At 43.1% G+C, this 17,052-nt stretch carries 10 protein-coding genes, 3 tRNA genes and 3 rRNA genes; 13 read left to right on the forward strand and 3 right to left on the reverse strand.

The features are described from left to right. The first annotated feature begins 538 nt into the window (after positions 1–538). The 6 genes from PH4a_RS07910 to PH4a_RS07935 all read left to right on the forward strand — a co-directional run bounded on the left by PH4a_RS07910 (position 539) and on the right by PH4a_RS07935 (position 5,956). Positions 539–2,081: ribosomal RNA gene (locus tag PH4a_RS07910) — 16S ribosomal RNA — on the forward strand. Between the two features lie 84 nt (positions 2,082–2,165). Continuing rightward, positions 2,166–2,241: transfer RNA gene (locus tag PH4a_RS07915), tRNA-Glu, on the forward strand. Between the two features lie 367 nt (positions 2,242–2,608). Then, positions 2,609–5,513 (forward strand): 23S ribosomal RNA (locus PH4a_RS07920). Between the two features lie 118 nt (positions 5,514–5,631). Next, a 5S ribosomal RNA gene (gene rrf / locus PH4a_RS07925) occupies positions 5,632–5,747 on the forward strand. The 16S, 23S and 5S rRNA genes sit together here with 3 tRNA genes alongside, the layout of an rRNA operon. Before the next feature lie 49 nt (positions 5,748–5,796). Continuing rightward, positions 5,797–5,873 (forward strand) — tRNA-Asp (locus tag PH4a_RS07930). 7 nt (positions 5,874–5,880) lie between these two features. Next, a tRNA-Trp gene (locus PH4a_RS07935) sits at positions 5,881–5,956 on the forward strand. A gap of 278 nt (positions 5,957–6,234) precedes the next feature. Here the strand turns inward: PH4a_RS07935 and hdfR are convergent. Then, complete coding sequence (gene hdfR, locus PH4a_RS07940; protein WP_129039020.1) at positions 6,235–7,056, reverse strand: HTH-type transcriptional regulator HdfR; 822 nt, start codon at positions 7,054–7,056, stop codon at positions 6,235–6,237. 115 nt (positions 7,057–7,171) lie between these two features. Here hdfR and PH4a_RS07945 point away from each other — a divergent pair, with 115 nt between their 5' ends. Beyond that, complete coding sequence (locus PH4a_RS07945; RefSeq protein WP_064718534.1) at positions 7,172–7,510, forward strand: MaoP family protein; 339 nt, start codon at positions 7,172–7,174, stop codon at positions 7,508–7,510. 45 nt (positions 7,511–7,555) lie between these two features. On the opposite strand, the gene PH4a_RS07950 is transcribed toward PH4a_RS07945, so the two are convergent. Beyond that, positions 7,556–9,088, reverse strand: coding sequence for a YifB family Mg chelatase-like AAA ATPase (locus tag PH4a_RS07950; protein WP_129039022.1), 1,533 nt, complete (start codon positions 9,086–9,088; stop codon positions 7,556–7,558). Between the two features lie 451 nt (positions 9,089–9,539). Between PH4a_RS07950 and ilvL the strand changes: the two genes are divergently transcribed. The 6 genes from ilvL to ilvA all read left to right on the forward strand — a co-directional run bounded on the left by ilvL (position 9,540) and on the right by ilvA (position 16,134). Then, the gene (gene ilvL, locus PH4a_RS07955; RefSeq protein ID WP_074379329.1) at positions 9,540–9,641 is read left to right on the forward strand and encodes an ilv operon leader peptide; all 102 of its coding nucleotides are present in this window, start codon (positions 9,540–9,542) and stop codon (positions 9,639–9,641) included. 127 nt (positions 9,642–9,768) lie between these two features. Continuing rightward, positions 9,769–11,418, forward strand: a complete 1,650-nt coding sequence (gene ilvG / locus PH4a_RS07960) for an acetolactate synthase 2 catalytic subunit (RefSeq protein ID WP_129039024.1) — start codon at positions 9,769–9,771, stop codon at positions 11,416–11,418. After that, positions 11,415–11,696 (forward strand): acetolactate synthase 2 small subunit, encoded by a 282-nt coding sequence (ilvM, locus tag PH4a_RS07965; protein ID WP_129039026.1) that lies wholly within the window; start codon positions 11,415–11,417, stop codon positions 11,694–11,696. Before ilvG ends, ilvM begins: the two co-directional genes overlap by 4 nt. 10 nt (positions 11,697–11,706) lie before the next feature. Beyond that, positions 11,707–12,633: a branched-chain-amino-acid transaminase gene (gene ilvE, locus PH4a_RS07970; RefSeq protein ID WP_064718538.1), complete on the forward strand. Its 927-nt coding sequence runs from the start codon at positions 11,707–11,709 to the stop codon at positions 12,631–12,633. 73 nt (positions 12,634–12,706) lie between these two features. Next, positions 12,707–14,557: a dihydroxy-acid dehydratase gene (ilvD, locus tag PH4a_RS07975; protein ID WP_129039028.1), complete on the forward strand. Its 1,851-nt coding sequence runs from the start codon at positions 12,707–12,709 to the stop codon at positions 14,555–14,557. Positions 14,558–14,559: 2 nt separating this feature from the next. Further along, positions 14,560–16,134 carry a threonine ammonia-lyase, biosynthetic gene (gene ilvA, locus PH4a_RS07980; protein WP_129039030.1) on the forward strand — a complete coding sequence of 525 codons (1,575 nt, stop codon included), beginning with the start codon at positions 14,560–14,562 and terminating at the stop codon, positions 16,132–16,134. On the opposite strand, the gene ilvY is transcribed toward ilvA, so the two are convergent. Next, positions 16,120–17,007: an HTH-type transcriptional activator IlvY gene (gene ilvY / locus PH4a_RS07985; RefSeq protein ID WP_129039032.1), complete on the reverse strand. Its 888-nt coding sequence runs from the start codon at positions 17,005–17,007 to the stop codon at positions 16,120–16,122. The two genes, ilvA and ilvY, sit on opposite strands and share 15 nt — an antisense overlap. Positions 17,008–17,052: the final 45 nt, after the last annotated feature.

The following is a 17,052-nucleotide window of genomic DNA, read 5'->3' on the forward strand; positions in this document are numbered from 1 at the left end:
GCGGTCTTGTTTCAGATTGCAAATTTTGCGAGTTTTGTTCAATAGTAGAGTGAAATTAGTAGTAATAGAATATCGCTGGTGGACAATAAGGTTAATAAAAGTATGATTTTTAATCTATTAGGGTGCTTTTTGTATCAAAAATAGACGTAAAGTTTAAAAAGAAAACGAACAGAAAAAAAATCACAATAAACACTTGCGCTAATCTCAGATGTCCCTATAATGCGCATCCACTGACCCACGATGAGCTAACAACAGCCGCGAGGGACAGCGAAGAGAAAAGAAAAAAGTTTGAAAAAACTCTTGACTCTTCAGAGGAATAACGTAATATACGCCTCCTCGCAACAACGCAGAAGACCGGAAACGGCAGCGAATGTTGAACTGCTCTTTAACAAATTATCAGACAATCTGTGTGGGCACTCACAGAGACGATATCTTCTAAAATATTTAGATGTATATAAGTCTTAAAGAGTGTTTACAAAAGTAAAATTCATTTATGAATGAAGCTAAGTATTCGATTTCTTTGAGCATCAAACACTTTTAATTGAAGAGTTTGATCATGGCTCAGATTGAACGCTGGCGGCAGGCCTAACACATGCAAGTCGAGCGGTAACAGAGGAAAGCTTGCTTTCTTGCTGACGAGCGGCGGACGGGTGAGTAATGTATGGGGATCTGCCCGATAGAGGGGGATAACTACTGGAAACGGTAGCTAATACCGCATGACGTCTACGGACCAAAGCAGGGGCTCTTCGGACCTTGCGCTATCGGATGAACCCATATGGGATTAGCTAGTAGGTGAGGTAATGGCTCACCTAGGCGACGATCTCTAGCTGGTCTGAGAGGATGATCAGCCACACTGGGACTGAGACACGGCCCAGACTCCTACGGGAGGCAGCAGTGGGGAATATTGCACAATGGGCGCAAGCCTGATGCAGCCATGCCGCGTGTATGAAGAAGGCCTTAGGGTTGTAAAGTACTTTCAGCGGGGAGGAAGGTGTTAAGATTAATACTCTTAGCAATTGACGTTACCCGCAGAAGAAGCACCGGCTAACTCCGTGCCAGCAGCCGCGGTAATACGGAGGGTGCAAGCGTTAATCGGAATTACTGGGCGTAAAGCGCACGCAGGCGGTCAATTAAGTCAGATGTGAAAGCCCCGAGCTTAACTTGGGAATTGCATCTGAAACTGGTTGGCTAGAGTCTTGTAGAGGGGGGTAGAATTCCACGTGTAGCGGTGAAATGCGTAGAGATGTGGAGGAATACCGGTGGCGAAGGCGGCCCCCTGGACAAAGACTGACGCTCAGGTGCGAAAGCGTGGGGAGCAAACAGGATTAGATACCCTGGTAGTCCACGCTGTAAACGATGTCGATTTGGAGGTTGTGCCCTTGAGGCGTGGCTTCCGGAGCTAACGCGTTAAATCGACCGCCTGGGGAGTACGGCCGCAAGGTTAAAACTCAAATGAATTGACGGGGGCCCGCACAAGCGGTGGAGCATGTGGTTTAATTCGATGCAACGCGAAGAACCTTACCTACTCTTGACATCCAGAGAATCCTTTAGAGATAGAGGAGTGCCTTCGGGAACTCTGAGACAGGTGCTGCATGGCTGTCGTCAGCTCGTGTTGTGAAATGTTGGGTTAAGTCCCGCAACGAGCGCAACCCTTATCCTTTGTTGCCAGCGCGTAATGGCGGGAACTCAAAGGAGACTGCCGGTGATAAACCGGAGGAAGGTGGGGATGACGTCAAGTCATCATGGCCCTTACGAGTAGGGCTACACACGTGCTACAATGGCAGATACAAAGAGAAGCGACCTCGCGAGAGCAAGCGGAACTCATAAAGTCTGTCGTAGTCCGGATTGGAGTCTGCAACTCGACTCCATGAAGTCGGAATCGCTAGTAATCGTAGATCAGAATGCTACGGTGAATACGTTCCCGGGCCTTGTACACACCGCCCGTCACACCATGGGAGTGGGTTGCAAAAGAAGTAGGTAGCTTAACCTTCGGGAGGGCGCTTACCACTTTGTGATTCATGACTGGGGTGAAGTCGTAACAAGGTAACCGTAGGGGAACCTGCGGTTGGATCACCTCCTTACCTAAGAGATACGTGTTATGTGTAGTGCTCACACAGATTGTCTGATGAAGAACGAGCAAAAGCGCGTCTGCGAAGCTGACAAGAGTCCCCTTCGTCTAGAGGCCTAGGACACCGCCCTTTCACGGCGGTAACAGGGGTTCGAATCCCCTAGGGGACGCCAATGCGCGGTATGAGTGAAAGGCGTACCACACTATGTCTGATGAAAATCAGAAAATAGTTAAAATAATTTAAGTAAGTTATTTTAACTATTTATGCTCTTTAACAATCTGGAACAAGCTGAAAAATTGAAAACAAATCAATATATCACCGAGGTATATTGATGAGTCTCTCAAAATCTCAGACCTTGAATTTGTGATACTCCAAGGCGAGTGTCATGAGCGAGCAATAGCAATTCTAGGCGGACAGCGCGCAGTAAGCGCAGCATACATAAGTATGTGAGCATTACGAGCACTGCCCAACAATGAATTGATACTTGTGTAGCCATGACCTTTAAAGTCGTCTTCGAGAGAAACACCTTCGGGTTGTGAGGTTAAGCGAATAAGCGTACACGGTGGATGCCTAGGCAATCAGAGGCGATGAAGGACGTGCTAATCTGCGATAAGCGTCGGTAAGGTGATATGAACCGTTATAACCGACGATTTCCGAATGGGGAAACCCAATATCCAATGGATATTATCATTACGTGAATACATAGCGTAATGAAGCGAACCGGGAGAACTGAAACATCTCAGTACCCCGAGGAAAAGAAATCAACCGAGATTCCCCTAGTAGCGGCGAGCGAACGGGGAACAGCCCAGAGTCTTAATCAATAGCAGCATCAGGAGAACGGTCTGGAAAGTCCGGCAGTAAAGGGTGATAGCCCCGTATCTGAAGATGCTGTTATTGTGAACTCGACGAGTAGGGCGGGACACGTGTTATCCTGTCTGAATATGGGGGGACCATCCTCCAAGGCTAAATACTCCTGATTGACCGATAGTGAACCAGTACCGTGAGGGAAAGGCGAAAAGAACCCCGGCGAGGGGAGTGAAAAAGAACCTGAAACCGTGTACGTACAAGCAGTAGGAGCCTCTTTTATGGGGTGACTGCGTACCTTTTGTATAATGGGTCAGCGACTTATATTCTGTAGCAAGGTTAACCGTATAGGGGAGCCGTAGGGAAACCGAGTCTTAACTGGGCGAATGAGTTGCAGGGTATAGACCCGAAACCCGGTGATCTATCCATGGGCAGGTTGAAGGTTGGGTAACACTAACTGGAGGACCGAACCGACTAATGTTGAAAAATTAGCGGATGACTTGTGGATGGGGGTGAAAGGCCAATCAAACCGGGAGATAGCTGGTTCTCCCCGAAAGCTATTTAGGTAGCGCCTCGTGAATTCATCTTCGGGGGTAGAGCACTGTTTCGACTAGGGGGTCATCCCGACTTACCAACTCGATGCAAACTGCGAATACCGAAGAATGTTATCACGGGAGACACACGGCGGGTGCTAACGTCCGTCGTGAAGAGGGAAACAACCCAGACCGCCAGCTAAGGTCCCAAAGTCATGGTTAAGTGGGAAACGAAGTGGGAAGGCTCAGACAGCCAGGATGTTGGCTTAGAAGCAGCCATCATTTAAAGAAAGCGTAATAGCTCACTGGTCGAGTCGGCCCGCGCGGAAGATGTAACGGGGCTAAACCATGCACCGAAGCTGCGGCAGCGACACTTAGGTGTTGTTGGGTAGGGGAGCGTTCTGTAAGCCTGCGAAGGTGTGCTGTGAGGCATGCTGGAGGTATCAGAAGTGCGAATGCTGACATAAGTAACGATAATGCGGGTGAAAAACCCGCACGCCGGAAGACCAAGGGTTCCTGTCCAACGTTAATCGGGGCAGGGTGAGTCGACCCCTAAGGCGAGGCTGAAAAGCGTAGTCGATGGGAAACGGGTTAATATTCCCGTACTGGTGGTAACTGCGATGGGGGAACGGAGAAGGCTAGGTTGTCCGGGCGACGGTCGTCCCGGTTCAAGCATGTAGGCAGAGTGATTAGGCAAATCCGGTCACTTAATGCTGAGGTGTGATGACGAACCACTAAGGTGGTGAAGCAATTGATGCCCTGCTTCCAGGAAAAGCCTCTAAGCTTCAGGTTACCAACAATCGTACCCCAAACCGACACAGGTGGTCAGGTAGAGAATACTCAGGCGCTTGAGAGAACTCGGGTGAAGGAACTAGGCAAAATGGTGCCGTAACTTCGGGAGAAGGCACGCTGGCGGTAAGTGAAGTCCCTTGCGGACGGAGCCCAAGCCAGTCGAAGATACCAGCTGGCTGCAACTGTTTATTAAAAACACAGCACTGTGCAAACACGAAAGTGGACGTATACGGTGTGACGCCTGCCCGGTGCTGGAAGGTTAATTGATGGGGTTATCCTTAGGGAGAAGCTCTTGATCGAAGCCCCAGTAAACGGCGGCCGTAACTATAACGGTCCTAAGGTAGCGAAATTCCTTGTCGGGTAAGTTCCGACCTGCACGAATGGCGTAATGATGGCCAGGCTGTCTCCACCCGAGACTCAGTGAAATTGAACTCGCTGTGAAGATGCAGTGTACCCGCGGCAAGACGGAAAGACCCCGTGAACCTTTACTATAGCTTGACACTGAACATTGAGCCTTGATGTGTAGGATAGGTGGGAGACTTTGAAGTGTGGACGCCAGTCTGCATGGAGTCAACCTTGAAATACCACCCTTTAACGTTTGATGTTCTAACCTAGGTCCATAATCTGGATCGGGGACCGTGTCTGGTGGGTAGTTTGACTGGGGCGGTCTCCTCCTAAAGAGTAACGGAGGAGCACGAAGGTTGGCTAAGCATGGTCGGACATCATGCGGTTAGTGCAAAGGCATAAGCCAGCTTGACTGTGAGAGTGACGGCTCGAGCAGGTACGAAAGTAGGTCTTAGTGATCCGGTGGTTCTGAATGGAAGGGCCATCGCTCAACGGATAAAAGGTACTCCGGGGATAACAGGCTGATACCGCCCAAGAGTTCATATCGACGGCGGTGTTTGGCACCTCGATGTCGGCTCATCACATCCTGGGGCTGAAGTAGGTCCCAAGGGTATGGCTGTTCGCCATTTAAAGTGGTACGCGAGCTGGGTTTAGAACGTCGTGAGACAGTTCGGTCCCTATCTGCCGTGGGCGTTGGAAGATTGAGAGGGGTTGCTCCTAGTACGAGAGGACCGGAGTGAACGCACCACTGGTGTTCGGGTTGTCATGCCAATGGCATTGCCCGGTAGCTAAGTGCGGAAGAGATAACCGCTGAAAGCATCTAAGCGGGAAACTTGCCTCGAGATGAGTCTTCCCTGTCACCTTGAGTGACCTAAAGGAACGTTTAAGACTAAGACGTTGATAGGCTGGGTGTGTAAGCGTAGCGATACGTTGAGCTAACCAGTACTAATGAACCGTGAGGCTTAACCTGACAACACCGAAGGTGTTTTGTCTGAGAGAAGAGACTAACATCAATAAAGTAAGCTTGTTTTAAGATTGAATTACTGGTTACGTGGAGAGATTGGCGTAACGGGTAATAACAGAATTTGCTTGGCGGCCATAGCGCAGCGGTCCCACCTGATCCCATGCCGAACTCAGAAGTGAAACGTTGTAGCGCCGATGGTAGTGTGGGGTCTCCCCATGTGAGAGTAGGGAACTGCCAGGCATTAAATATCGCCTTAATATCTTAAGATGTTAAAGCAAAAAGAATACGCGGAGCGGTAGTTCAGTTGGTTAGAATACCTGCCTGTCACGCAGGGGGTCGCGGGTTCGAGTCCCGTCCGTTCCGCCAACTATTTAGGGGCGTAGTTCAATTGGTAGAGCACCGGTCTCCAAAACCGGGTGTTGGGAGTTCGAGTCTCTCCGCCCCTGCCAGTTACCAATTAAGTAATAACGAAATTTATACTATATTTGTAGCCCAGTTAATTAACTGGGCTTTTTGTTATTTAAAATCCAAATATATTCTTATTAACAATAAGATTTCCCTTCAATTATTCCATTCAAATCAAGCCTATTCCTCAGAAAAATCTAGAACTCCAAAATAATAACTTAATATGAGATGCAAAATTAATGCTGCTTTTGTTGAAAATAGACAATAAAATAATAAGCTTCAATTTTTATTTTATGTAAATACAATAAATTGAAGCTTAATATTATTGATGAGTGACTGGTTGTTTTAGTAATTGTTGTATTAATGCTTGCTGATCGCTGGTATTTAACCAGACGGCAAAGAGGGGTTTTTGAATAATATCAGCTGAAGCTGCAGATAAATCAGAGTAAAGATCAAGCCAATGTACAGGCAAGAAAGCAACTGCATGTGTTGTTTTCATTAACTGATAGGCAATTACTGCTGAATTAGTAGTTAAAATAGGATCAGTTTTTTTATCTATATCATTTTGTAATGATGGATAAAAATCAGCACTCCATTCTATTTTGATAAATTGGGCTGTTTTGTCAGTATTATCTGATGATATTTTCATCAGTTGAAATGCAATATTACCGATAATCTTACTTTCCAACTCATCCATTTTAGGGGCTTCTGTCGTGAAAAGAAGATCAAGCTCTCTGGCATGAAGTTGTTTTACAAGAGATTGTCTCGTAGAGACTCTAGATTCGATTCTGAGCTCTTTTTTATCTAGATAAGATTCTTGTAGCCAAGAGGTTAAATAAGCCTCCCAGAGCGATGCTGTTGCGCCAATTGAAAGCTCAGAATGTTGAGATGCATGACTAATCTCTTTTTTAGCAAGCAACCAAGTATTCATCAACGATTCAGCATAAGGTATGAGCCTTTCACCGGCCACGGTTAAGCGAATATTATTGCGATGGCGAGTGAATAAGTTTGTACCTAATTGTGTCTCTAATTGTCGTATTCTAAAACTCACCGCAGACTGCGTTAAATAAAGAGATTCGGCGGCTCGGCCAAAGTGTCTTGTCTTACTGACTTCCAAAAAGGTTTTCAGTAATTCGGTATCCACATCTATCTCCAAAAAAATTTGTCGTTACGATTTAAATATTTTGTTTTACAGAACTGCATGACTACCTAATACTCCGCGCCATAAGTATGACGATAGAGAATTAGGAGTGTGTCAGATGGCAGAAAGTTTTATCACGACTAATCGTTTTTTTGACAATAAACATTATCCGCGTGGTTTTTCTCGTCATGGCGATTTCACTATCAAGGAAGCTCAGATATTGGAACGTCATGGTCAAGCATTTAATGAGCTTGATTTGGGCAAACGAGAGCCTACAACCGAAACGGAAAAATTATTTGTTGCCATGTGTCGTGGCGAACGAGAAGCAGCAACTATTGAAGAAAAAATTTGGAAAAAATATACCAGTCGTATAAGTCGTCCAAAGCGTTTTCATACATTGTCGGGTGGAAAGCCACAGCTCGATCCATCTGATGACTATACCGACTCTGATGATTAATATCATTAGTTTTAGTTAAAAGGAGCGTTTTTCGCTCCTTTTTGTTTATTCACCAAACTGTTTTTGAAGATGTATCATTAATCTATCCATTGCACGAAAGCTTAGCGCTTCAATTAAATGATTTCGTTGTATATTTTCTTCGTTTTGTAAATCGGCAATTGTTCTCGATACTCGAAGGATTTTATGCCATGCACGTATAGATAACCCAAGCTTATTCAGAGTGTTTTCTAAAAAGGTTGCGTCAGCCGTATTTAACACACAATGCTGTTCAATTTCTTTTCCTGTCAGATAAGTATTAATTTTTCCGCACCGCTTTAATTGTCGTTCTCTTGCTTTTAATACTCGCTGTCTTATCTCTTCACTGCTTTCATTTGAATGCGAGGGATTGATAAGAGCACCCTGAGGTAATAATGGCATTTCTACCGAGAGATCAAATCTATCCAAAAAGGGACCTGATATTCTGCTTAAATAACGCAATACTTGTCTTACTGGTGCTCGATTGTGTGTGCCTTGATAATGTCCTGTTGGGCTAGGATTTAGTGCTCCAATAAGTAGTACATTGGCAGGATAACTTATTTTGGCTTTTGCCCGTGAAATAACAATTTTTCTCGCATCAAGAGGCTCGCGTAATGCATCTAATACTCGGCGCTCAAACTCAGGTAACTCATCTAAAAATAAAATACCATGATGTGCTAGCGTTATTTCTCCAGGTTTAGGAATTGAACCTCCCCCCGTTAAAGCTATTGCTGATGATGTGTGATGAGGCGCTCTAAACGGCCTTGATGGCCACTGCCCTTCTGTAAATATTACGCCTCTTAAACTACTGATGATTAAAACATCTAGTGCTTCTTGATGGGTTAGAGGGGGTAATAGTGTACCAACCCTTTTTGCTAACATTGTCTTCCCTGTTCCGGGTGGCCCAAGAAATAAAATGTTGTGATTTCCTGCTGCTGTGATTTCTGCAGCCCTTTTTGCATTATTTTGACCAATAATATCACTCATATCTTTATTATTTTGGTTTTCAATTGCGTGATTAATATTAAGTTGCTCAGCTTCAATTAATGGTGTGTTATTTTCTAAGTAATGGCAAATATCTAAAATATGAGAAGCTAATAAAACAGATTTATTTGGCAATAATGAAACTTCAGTGCCATGTTCTATTGAAACAATACATGTACGTTTATCTTGAGATGCACTAATAATGGAGGGAATAACAGCATTAACTCTTTGTAATTTTCCTGATAAGGCAAGCTCACCAATAAACTCATAACCATTTAATTTATCTGATTTTAATTGTTCAGAAGCAATTAAAATTGCAAGGGCTATCGGTAAATCATAACGTGCGCCTTCTTTTGGTAAATCAGCCGGAGAAAGATTAATTGTTATTCTTTTTGCTGGGTAGATATATCCGCTATTAATTAATGCACTTCTTACTCTATCTTTTGCTTCTTTTACCACAGTTTCAGGTAACCCCACTAAAGTTAACCCAGGGAGTCCTTGGCTTATATGAGCCTCAATAGTAACAAGTGGCGCAGATATTCCTAACGAAGCTCGTGTATATATTACTGCTAATGCCATTTATTATTCTCCATTATTTTTATTCTTTTTAATTTATTTTAATTTTTTTGTTAAATGGTTATTTAAATAAATGAGAGCAGGCTCGTAAATATCCTAATTGCATGAAAAATATAAATAAATTAATAATATTTTTAATATTATTAATAGGTGTTTAATTATATTTATATATTTTTCATCTTTTAAAATAAATATATCTCAATCGTAGCTTAAAAAGTTAAATAAATAGTTATTAGCTAGTATATAATTCTTTTTATTATTTATTTCTTGGTTTATTGTTCTGTTGTAGTTGGGGTGATAAAAAATAACTATAAATTACAATGTGTTGCGTTTATTTTTAAAATAATCGTTGTCAAGGTTAAAATATCATGGTAACTCTAAAAGGACAGAGTGAAATAAAACACAATACAACATTACAAACATACATTTTAAATAAAAAAGAAGTCATAAAACTATGAATAATATCGTCCTAGTGATTAGCCTAATTATTGTCAGCGTGGTGGTGATTATTATCCCACCGTGCGGGGCTGCACTAGGACGAAGAATGGCTAAGTAATTAGCCGGATCGCTTAAAACCCCCGCACCGAAAGGCGCGGGGGTTTTTTTTGAGCCTAAGTTTGAGAAATAAAGCAAAAATAGAATAAATCAATATTAAACAATGAGTTAAATAGACGGGTGATAAAATGAATGGAGCACAGTGGTTAGTACAGGCATTGCGAAAGCATCAGGTTGAAACCGTATTTGGTTATCCCGGCGGCGCAATCATGCCTGTTTATGACGCACTTTATGATGGCGGTGTTGAACATGTTTTATGTCGCCACGAACAAGGTGCTGCCATTGCTGCTATTGGCTTTGCTCGTTCTACAGGTACAACAGGAGTTTGTATTGCAACCTCAGGACCAGGTGCCACAAATGTGATTACTGGACTGGCAGATGCATTATTAGATTCTGTTCCTGTTGTCGCTATCACAGGTCAGGTCGCTTCAAACTTAATCGGTACAGATGCATTTCAAGAAATCGATGTGTTAGGGCTTTCGTTGGCTTGTACAAAACATAGTTTTTTAGTCTCTACCGTTGATGAGTTACCAAGAATTTTATCCGAAGCTTTTTCTATTGCATCACAAGGAAGGCCTGGCCCTGTATTGGTTGATATCCCTAAAGATGTGCAATTAGCTGATGCTTCACATTTATCCAGTTATGAATTACCTCAAGAGCAGGAATTTCCTTATCCAACACAAGAGTTAGCGCAAGCTTTGCAAATGTTGGCGCAGGCACAAAAACCTATTTTGTATGTGGGTGGTGGTGTGGCGATGGGAAGTGCTGTTAATGCTTTAAGAGCCTTTGTTACACAAACGCAGATCCCTGTTGTTTCAACGTTGAAAGGTTTAGGTTGTGCTGATGCGTTAGATGCTAACTATTTAGGTATGTTAGGTATGCATGGTACCAAAGCGGCTAACTATGCAGTTCAGCGCAGTGATTTATTGATTGCTGTTGGTGCTCGTTTTGATGATCGTGTTACGGGGCGATTAAATACGTTTGCGCCTAATGCCAAAGTTATTCATATCGATATTGATCATGCGGAACTGAATAAACTCAAACAGGCACATGTTGCTTTGTTAGGTGATGTTAAGGTTTTATTACCTGTTTTATCACAGACATTAGATATCGCGCCTTGGAGAGAAGAAGTTCAGCATTTAAAAACTGAACATGCTTGGCGTTATGATCATCCTGGCTCTGCAATTTATGCGCCATTGTTATTAAAACAACTTTCGGATGCTAAACCTGAAAATACGGTTGTAACGACCGATGTAGGTCAACACCAAATGTGGTCAGCGCAACATATGATCTTTGATGCACCTGAAAATTTTATTACCTCTAGCGGGCTTGGCACGATGGGATTTGGCATTCCTGCTGCTGTTGGCGCGCAAATCGCAAGACCAGATGCTTGTGTTATCTGTGTCTCTGGCGATGGCTCTTTTATGATGAATGTGCAGGAGTTGGGCACAATCAAACGTAAGCAATTACCAATCAAATTAGTGTTATTAGATAACCAACGTCTTGGCATGGTGCGTCAATGGCAAGAGTTGTTTTTTGAACAGCGTTATAGCGAGACGATTTTAACTGACAATCCTGATTTTGTTGCTTTAGCAAAAGCATTTGATATTCCGGGACAACGCATTACAGAAAAATCACAGGTTGTAGGTGCAATCAAAAACTTATTAGAGAGTGATGGCGCTTATTTATTACAGGTATCTATCGATGATGCAGAGAATGTCTGGCCTTTAGTTCCGCCGGGCGCAAGTAATGATGAGATGATGGAGAAATCAAAATGAACCAACACAATATCACAATTGAAGCCCGTTTTTGTCCAGAGATCTTAGAACGTATCCTGAGAGTTATCCGTCATCGTGGTTTTCATATATGCTCAATGAATATGAATATCACGGAGAGTAATAATATCAATCTTGCTCTGACTGTGAGTAGCCAACGACCTTTAGACCTTTTATGTAGCCAGTTAACTAAGTTAGCTGATGTTGCAGGAATTCAGGTGTTACAACAACATCAACAAAAAGAAAAATTACAATTCATGAGTGCACTTGGTGCCATGTAAGGATAGAAGAATGACAAAGCAAGCTGATTATATTTGGTTTAACGGTGAAATGGTTCCATGGGCTGATGCCAAGGTTCATGTAATGTCTCATGCATTGCATTATGGAACTTCTGTTTTTGAAGGTGTTCGTTGCTATAACTCACATAAAGGGCCGGTTGTTTTTCGTCATCGTGAGCATATGCAGCGTTTACATGATTCTGCCAAAATTTATCGTATGCCTGTTGCACAAAGTGTCGATGAATTAATGGAAGCCTGCCGTGAAACTTTACGCAAAAATAATTTAGTCAGCGCTTATATTCGCCCATTAGTTTTTATTGGTGATGTGGGTATGGGTGTTAATCCGCCAGACGGTTATAAAACAGATATCATTATTGCGGCATTTCCTTGGGGTGCTTATTTAGGTGAAGAGGCGCTAGATAAGGGTATCGATGCGATGGTTTCGTCTTGGCATCGCGCAGCACCAAATACGATCCCTACCGCAGCTAAAGCTGGGGGTAACTATCTTTCTTCGTTATTAGTCGGTAGTGAAGCGCGCCGTCATGGTTACCAAGAAGGTATTGCCTTAGATGTTCATGGTTATCTTTCTGAAGGTGCCGGTGAGAATCTGTTTGAAGTAAAAGATGGCATTATTTTTACACCCCCCTTTACATCGTCTGCACTACCGGGGATCACCCGTGATGCAATTATTAAATTAGCAAAAGATTTAGGCTTTGAAATCCGCGAGCAAGTACTTTCTCGTGAGTCACTTTATCTTGCTGATGAAGTCTTTATGTCAGGTACGGCAGCTGAAATTACGCCAGTTCGTAGTGTTGATGGTATCCAAGTCGGTATTGGTCGCTGTGGACCCGTTACTAAAGCTATCCAAAAAGCGTTTTTCGGTCTATTTACAGGCGAAACAGAAGATAAATACGGCTGGTTAGATCCTGTTAATCAATAATCATAAATCAAATAAATTTGTTTAGCGGGTGGTTTGTTCGCTACTCACTTTCATTATCGCAGGAGTGTTAAAAATGCCTAAATACCGTTCAGCGACAACGACTCATGGTCGCAATATGGCTGGAGCACGTGCTTTATGGCGCGCAACAGGAATGACTGATGCTGATTTTGGAAAACCCATTATCGCTGTTGTGAACTCATTTACTCAATTTGTACCGGGTCATGTGCATCTACGGGATTTAGGAAAATTGGTTGCAGAGCAAATTGAGGCTGCAGGTGGTGTTGCTAAAGAGTTTAATACTATTGCCGTTGATGATGGAATTGCAATGGGACATGGCGGAATGCTTTATTCTCTGCCATCTCGTGAGCTAATTGCTGACTCAGTAGAATATATGGTGAATGCACACTGTGCTGATGCCATGGTGTGTATCTCTAACTGCGATAAAATCACTCCAGGCATGTTGATGGCATCGTTACGCTTAAATATTCCCGTTATTTTTGTTTCTGGTGGGCCAATGGAAGCAGGTAAAACTAAGCTTTCAGACCAAATCATCAAACTCGATTTAGTTGATGCGATGATCCAAGGCGCAAATCCTAATGTGAGTGATGCTGATAGCGAACAGATCGAGCGTTCTGCTTGCCCGACTTGCGGCTCATGTTCGGGAATGTTTACGGCAAACTCGATGAACTGTTTAACCGAAGCATTGGGATTATCTCAACCGGGAAATGGCTCATTACTTGCTACTCATGCTGATCGTGAAACGCTGTTTATCAATGCGGGTAAACGCATTGTTGAATTAACCAAGCGTTATTATGAGCAAGACGATGAATCAGCATTACCTCGTAATATTGCGAAAAAAGAAGCGTTTGAAAATGCGATGATTTTAGATATTGCGATGGGTGGCTCGACTAATACTGTATTGCATTTGTTAGCGGCAGCCCAAGAAGGTGATGTTGATTTCACGATGGAAGATATCGACAGACTTTCTCGCCAAGTTCCACATTTATGTAAAGTTGCACCAAGTACCCAAAAATATCATATGGAAGATGTTCACCGTGCTGGTGGTGTTATGGGTATTTTGGGTGAACTAGACAGAGCAAACTTACTTAATCGCAATGTTAATAATATTTTAGGGCTAACTTTGCCAGAAACGTTAGCTCAATACGACGTAATGTTAACGCAAGATGAACAAGTTAAATCTATGTTCCAAGCAGGGCCTGCGGGTATTCGTACCACTAAAGCATTTTCTCAAAATTGTCGTTGGCCAACATTAGATACGGATCGTGAAAATGGTTGTATTCGTAGTAAAGAGCACGCTTATAGCCAAGATGGTGGACTTGCCGTGCTTGCTGGCAATTTAGCGCAAGATGGTTGTATCGTTAAAACGGCGGGTGTTGATGAAGATAACTTAGTTTTTAATGGCCCAGCTAAAGTTTTTGAAAGCCAAGATGATGCAGTTGAAGCCATATTAAGCAGCAAAGTGGTCGCTGGTGATGTTGTTATTATTCGTTATGAGGGGCCTAAAGGTGGTCCGGGTATGCAAGAAATGTTGTACCCAACTTCTTATTTAAAATCGATGGGATTAGGCAAAGCTTGTGCATTAATAACTGATGGACGTTTTTCTGGTGGTACTTCAGGATTATCTATTGGTCATGTTTCACCAGAAGCGGCTAATGGCGGGATTATCGGTTTAGTTGAAGATGGCGATATAGTTGCTATCAATATTCCTACTCGCGAAATTACGCTAAAAGTTGATGATAAAACCTTAGCTGCTCGCCGAGATGCACAAAATGCACGTGGTGATAAAGCATGGACGCCAAAAAATAGAGAACGCCAAGTATCCTTTGCTTTACGTGCTTACGCCTCTTTGGCAACAAGTGCAGACAAAGGTGCGGTACGTGATAAATCGAAACTTGGGGGCTAAGAATGGCTGCCTTTAGACCTTTAAACTCGGCACCCAGTAGTGCTGAGTATTTAAAAGCGGCGTTAAGTGCGCCTGTTTATGAAGTTGCGGTTGTCACACCATTACAAGAAATGGTTAAAATTTCTGAGCGCTTAGAAAATACCATTTTAGTTAAACGCGAAGATAGACAACCCGTACACAGTTTTAAATTACGCGGTGCTTACGCGATGATCGCAGGCTTAACACCAGAGCAGAAAGTGAAAGGTGTAGTAACAGCATCAGCCGGAAACCATGCACAAGGTGTTGCATTATCAGCCAATAAAATGGGTGTAAAAGCGTTAATTGTTATGCCAGTGACAACGGCCGATATCAAGGTTGATGCAGTACGTCAGTTTGGCGGTGAGGCTCTGCTTTATGGCGCTAACTTTGATGAGGCCAAAGCCAAAGCTATTGCGCTATCGCAAGAGATGGGTTACACCTTCGTGCCGCCTTTTGATCATCCCGCTGTCATTGCGGGGCAAGCGACATTAGCTATGGAGCTTTTGCAGCAAGATGTTCACTTAGACCGAATTTTTGTCCCTGTTGGTGGTGGTGGTTTAATTGCGGGTGTCGCTGTATTAATTAAACAATTAATGCCTGAGATAAAAGTGATTGGCGTTGAAGCAGAAGAGGCTGCATGTTTAAAAGCAGCGTTAGAAGCGGGACATCCTGTTGAGTTACCTAAAGTTGGGCTATTTGCCGAAGGTGTTGCAGTTAAACGTATCGGTGATGAAACATTCCGTTTATGTCAAAAATATGTCGATGATGTTATCACTGTCGATAGTGATGCAATTTGTGCGGCAGTGAAAGACTTATTTGAAGATGTTCGTGCAATTGCAGAGCCTTCTGGGGCGTTAGCGTTAGCGGGGCTTAAAAAATACGTTGAAGAGCATCAAATTAAAGGTGAACGCTTAGCACATGTGCTTTCTGGCGCTAATGTTAATTTTCATGGTTTACGTTATGTTTCAGAACGATGTGAATTAGGTGAGAAGCGAGAAGCACTATTTGCAGTGACGATCCCTGAGCAAAAAGGTAGTTTTTTACGTTTCTGTCAAATTTTAGGTCAGCGAGTGGTGACTGAGTTCAATTATCGTTATAGCGATGCAGATGCGGATAATGCGCGTATTTTTGTCGGTGTACGTTTAAGCCAAGGATCACAAGAGCGTAAAGATATTTTACGTGAATTAACTGCTGCGGGTTATCAAGTAACTGATCTTTCAGATGATGAAATGGCTAAATTGCATGTGCGCTATATGGTTGGTGGTCGTCCAAATAAGCCATTAAAAGAACGCCTCTTTAGCTTTGAATTTCCAGAATCACCGGGTGCCTTAATGAAGTTTCTAAAAACATTAGGAACTTACTGGAATATTTCGCTATTTCATTATCGTAGTCATGGCACTGATTATGGTCGAGTGCTGGTAGCGTTTGAATTACCAGAAACAGAAGGACGCTTTGAACGACATTTAGATGCGTTAGGCTATGAATATCATGACGAGACAGGAAATCCCTCTTTTCAGTTATTTCTATCTCCTCAAACAACAAATTTAGCGGTGGAGTAATCGCCAAAACGCGTTGATTACAGGCTCTTGAAGGCGTTTGTTTAACCCACAAACGCCTAATTCAAACGGTTCTACTAGCGAAATATTATCTAGCAATGAGATGCGATTGCGGACAGGTTCAGGACAATTATCAACCACTACTTGCGGAATAAGCGCAATGCCACAACCTAATGCGACCATTGAAACTATGGCTTCATGTCCTGAAACAGTCGCATAAATTGAAGGATTATGAATCCGGTGGCGTTTAAACCATAAGGCAATACGTTGTCGAGAAGGGCCATGCTCTGGAATGATAAAGGGAATATTCAGCCAATCTGGATGTTTCTGTGTAGCAAGATGTTGCACATTGCAAGGTAAGGCGGGGGCAATAAGAACCAAAGGGATCTCACCTATTTTTTCAAAGCAGATATTCTCTGGTAGTTTTTCTGGTTTACCCGCAATACCGAGGTCAGCCTCATCAGACAGTACTTTATCAACGGCATCAGCGGCATCTCCTGTGGTTAGTTTTATCTCAACCAGAGGATTTTCAGCACGAAAACGGTCAAGAATCGATGGTAAATGGCTATAAGCCGCGGTGACAGAACAAAATAATCGGAGCTCGCCTGAAAGTGTTGGACCATTTTGGTTTAGCGTGTGCTTCAGTTGTTTATATTGTAATAATGTTTGTTGTGCATAGCGCTTAAGTTGTTCACCTGCTGTGGTGAGAGTAACTTGCCGATTATCACGTAAAAAAAGTGGATGACCAAGACCCTCTTCTAAGCGCTGAATTTGCCGAGAGAGCGTAGAAGGGCTGACATGCATCGCTTGTGCGGTCTTTGTAAAATGACAGCTTTCAGCGAGATGCAAGAACAGCTTGAGATCGCGAATATCCATTATCAGCCACCTATTTTAATGAAAAAAAGTACGTTGCATATTCTG

The organism is Proteus hauseri, from assembly GCF_004116975.1.
Lineage (GTDB): Bacteria > Pseudomonadota > Gammaproteobacteria > Enterobacterales > Enterobacteriaceae > Proteus > Proteus hauseri.

Excerpts from the sequence above, each read along its gene's own strand:
- PH4a_RS07945 (WP_064718534.1), top strand. The coding sequence starts at position 7,172 with ATGGCAGAAAGTTTTATCACGACTAATCGTTTTTTTGACAATAAACAT.
- PH4a_RS07950 (WP_129039022.1), bottom strand. The coding sequence starts at position 9,088 with ATGGCATTAGCAGTAATATATACACGAGCTTCGTTAGGAATATCTGCG.
- ilvL (WP_074379329.1), top strand. The coding sequence starts at position 9,540 with ATGAATAATATCGTCCTAGTGATTAGCCTAATTATTGTCAGCGTGGTG.
- ilvG (WP_129039024.1), top strand. The coding sequence starts at position 9,769 with ATGAATGGAGCACAGTGGTTAGTACAGGCATTGCGAAAGCATCAGGTT.
- ilvM (WP_129039026.1), top strand. The coding sequence starts at position 11,415 with ATGAACCAACACAATATCACAATTGAAGCCCGTTTTTGTCCAGAGATC.
- ilvE (WP_064718538.1), top strand. The coding sequence starts at position 11,707 with ATGACAAAGCAAGCTGATTATATTTGGTTTAACGGTGAAATGGTTCCA.
- ilvD (WP_129039028.1), top strand. The coding sequence starts at position 12,707 with ATGCCTAAATACCGTTCAGCGACAACGACTCATGGTCGCAATATGGCT.
- ilvA (WP_129039030.1), top strand. The coding sequence starts at position 14,560 with ATGGCTGCCTTTAGACCTTTAAACTCGGCACCCAGTAGTGCTGAGTAT.
- ilvY (WP_129039032.1), bottom strand. The coding sequence starts at position 17,007 with ATGGATATTCGCGATCTCAAGCTGTTCTTGCATCTCGCTGAAAGCTGT.